Below are 3,520 nucleotides of genomic sequence, written 5' to 3'. Positions count from 1 at the left end.
ATTAAATTTATTTAATTTATACCTTGATTTACATTAAGGTATTTATTTTAGTTTAATTTAGTAATAAAGAAATAAATAAACGCGAGTTTATTTATATAAATTAAGGTCAAGTTATAAAGGGCATACGGTGGATGCCTTGGCGCTAAGAGCTGATGAAGGACGTGGTAAGCTGCGATAAGCTACGGGGAGCTGCAAGCAAGTTTCGATCCGTAGATTTCCGAATGGGGCAACCTGCTTGGAGTAATATCCAAGTATCATATACTGAATACATAGGTATATGAAGGCAACCCGGGGAACTGAAACATCTAAGTACCCGGAGGAAAATAAAGAAAACTCGATTCCCCTAGTAGCGGCGAGCGAAAAGGGAAAAGCCCAAACCAATCCTTCGGGATTGGGGTTGTGGGACCTGCATAAAGTTCAATTTTCTTAGTCGAATAGATCTGGAAAGGTCAACCGCAGAAGGTAACAGTCCTGTAAGCGAAAAGAAAAGCGAACCGGCGGGTATCCCGAGTACCACGAGGCACGTGAAATCTCGTGGGAATCTGGGGGGACCACCCCCCAAGGCTAAATACTCCTTAGCGACCGATAGTGAACTAGTACCGTGAGGGAAAGGTGAAAAGCACCCCGGGAGGGGAGTGAAATAGAACCTGAACCCGTATGCTTACAATCTGTCACAGCACATTATTGGTGTAGTGGCGTACTTTTTGTAGAACGGACCGGCGAGTTACGTTAGCAAGCAAGGTTAAGGTGAGAAGCCGAAGCCGAAGCGAAAGCAAGTCTTAATAGGGCGAAATAGTTTGCTGGCGTAGACCCGAAACCGGGTGATCTACCCATGTCCAGGGTGAAGCGTTAGTAAAATAACGTGGAGGCCCGAACCAGGGCACGTTGAAAAGTGCTTGGATGAGGTGTGGGTAGGGGTGAAATTCCAATCGAACCCGGAGATAGCTGGTTCTCCCCGAAATAGCTTTAGGGCTAGCCTTAACTTATAGATTTACGGAGGTAGAGCACTGAATTGGCTAGGGGTCTTCGCAGATTACCGAACCATATCAAACTCCGAATGCCGTAAATTAATAGTTAGGAGTCAGACTATGGGGGAAAAGCTTCATAGTCGAGAGGGAAACAACCCAGACCGACAGCTAAGGTCCCCAAGACGAATTAAGTGGGAAAGGATGTGGAACTGCAGAAACAACCAGGATGTTGGCTTAGAAGCAGCCATCATTTAAAGAGTGCGTAATAGCTCACTGGTCCAGCGGTTCTGCGCCGAAAATGTAACGGGGCTCAAATTCGTCACCGAAGCTTCGGCTTGTACCAGATTACTGGTACGAGGGTAGGGGAGCATTCTTAGCGCAGCGAAGGTATACCGAAAGGAGTGCTGGAGCGCTAAGAAGAGAGAATGCCGGTATAAGTACGCGAAAAGGCAGGTGAGAATCCTGCCCGCCGAAAACCTAAGGTTTCCTGGGGAAGGCTCGTCCGCCCAGGGTAAGTCAGGACCTAAGGCGAGGCCGAAAGGCGTAGTCGATGGAAAATCGGTTGAGATTCCGATACCACCGGATATGCGCTTGAGTGAAGTAGTGACGCAGTAGGGTAGGTGGAGCGCACAGTTGGTGATGCGTCTAAGCTAGTAGGGAGTCAGGTAGGCAAATCCGCCTGACACATATCCTGAGAAGCGAATGCGAGGGAAATTAAGTACCGAAGTCGCTGATCCCACACTGCCGAGAAAAGCTACTAGCGAGTATATCAGGTGCCTGTACCGTAAACCGACACAGGTAGGTAGGGTGAGAAACCTAAGGCGCGCGAGAGAACTCTTGTTAAGGAACTCGGCAAAATGACCCCGTAACTTAGGGATAAGGGGTGCTCTGATAAGGTGACATTTTCAAATGAAGCCTGAGAGAGCCGCAGTGAATAGGCCCAGGCGACTGTTTAGCAAAAACACAGGTCCTTGCGAAAGAGAAATCTGACGTATAAGGGCTGACGCCTGCCCGGTGCTGGAAGGTTAAGGGGAAAGGTTAGCCCTCGGGCGAAGCTTTGAACTGAAGCCCCAGTAAACGGCGGCCGTAACTATAACGGTCCTAAGGTAGCGAAATTCCTTGTCGGGTAAGTTCCGACCCGCACGAAAGGCGTAACGATCTGGGCACTGTCTCAACAAGAGACTCGGCGAAATTGAAGTACCGGTAAAGATGCCGGTTACCTGCGATAGGACAGAAAGACCCCATGGAGCTTTACTGTAGCTTGATATTGGGTTTTGGTGCCTCATGTACAGGATAGGTGGGAGACTAGGAATCGTGTGCGCCAGCATGCGTGGAGTCACTGGTGGGATACCACTCTTGAGGTACTGAAATTCTAACTCATTTCCCTGAAGCGGGAAAGAGGACATTGTCAGGTGGACAGTTTGACTGGGGCGGTCGCCTCCCAAAAGGTAACGGAGGCGCTCTAAGGTTCCCTCAGCGCGGATGGAAATCGCGCGAAGAGTGTAAAGGTATAAGGGAGCTTGACTGCGAGACTGACAAGTCGAGCAGGTACGAAAGTAGGACTTAGTGATCCGGCGGTTGCGAGTGGAAGTGCCGTCGCTCAACGGATAAAAGCTACCCTGGGGATAACAGGCTTATCTCCCCCAAGAGTCCACATCGACGGGGAGGTTTGGCACCTCGATGTCGGCTCATCGCATCCTGGGGCTGTAGTAGGTCCCAAGGGTTGGGCTGTTCGCCCATTAAAGCGGTACGCGAGCTGGGTTCAGAACGTCGTGAGACAGTTCGGTCCCTATCCATCGCAGGCGTAGGAAATTTGAGAGGATCTGACCCTAGTACGAGAGGACCGGGTTGGACAAACCGCTGGTGTACCAGTTGTCTCGCCAGAGGCATAGCTGGGTAGCTACGTTTGGAAGTGATAAGCGCTGAAAGCATCTAAGCGCGAAGCCTACCTCAAGATGAGATTTCCCACAGCGTAAGCTGGTAAGACTCCAGAGAGAATATCTGGTAGATAGGCTAGAAGTGTAAGTGCCGTGAGGTATTTAGCGGACTAGTACTAATAGGTCGAGGGCTTGACCTAAATAAAGACGAAAATCTTCACTGTGTAGTTTTGAGAGAGCAAAGTATCATTTAAAGTTTAAGTAGGAAAAATACTTAAACAGATAAAGGATATATTGTTTGCTCAACAATTACATATTTTCTCGGTGATAATAGCGGAGGGGTCACACCCGTTACCATTTCGAACACGGTAGTTAAGTCCTCCAGCGCTGATGGTACTTGGACCAGAGGTCCTGGGAGAGTAGGTCGTCGCCGGGAACACAAAAGAAACCACCTAATTAGGTGGTTTCTTTTATTTACTTAAATTAGTCGAGTAATGAACTAAAACATATTGACAGAAGAAAAGATAAAAAGGTAAATTTAATAACTAAATTGAGAAAAAGCATTAAAAAACAGGTTTGCCTCGAGGACAAACCTGTTTTTTTGTAAAGATATAATACTATCTATCAAACCCAATAGCTTTTTCTACTTTATGAAGCATTTCATTAGCTTTTAAA

At 47.7% G+C, this 3,520-nt stretch carries 2 rRNA genes; both read left to right on the top strand.

The features are described 5' to 3' along the window. The first annotated feature begins 104 nt into the window (after nt 1-104). Nucleotides 105-3,045: ribosomal RNA gene (locus B8965_RS12190) — 23S ribosomal RNA — on the top strand. A gap of 120 nt (nt 3,046-3,165) precedes the next feature. Beyond that, nucleotides 3,166-3,281: ribosomal RNA gene (rrf, locus tag B8965_RS12185) — 5S ribosomal RNA — on the top strand. The last annotated feature ends 239 nt before the right edge of the window (nt 3,282-3,520 follow it).

This window comes from Desulfonispora thiosulfatigenes DSM 11270, from assembly GCF_900176035.1.
Taxonomy (GTDB): Bacteria; Bacillota; Peptococcia; order Peptococcales; family Desulfonisporaceae; genus Desulfonispora; species Desulfonispora thiosulfatigenes.
The sequence above is the reverse complement of the archived record's forward strand: the minus strand, read 5'-3'. Positions and strand labels throughout refer to the sequence as shown.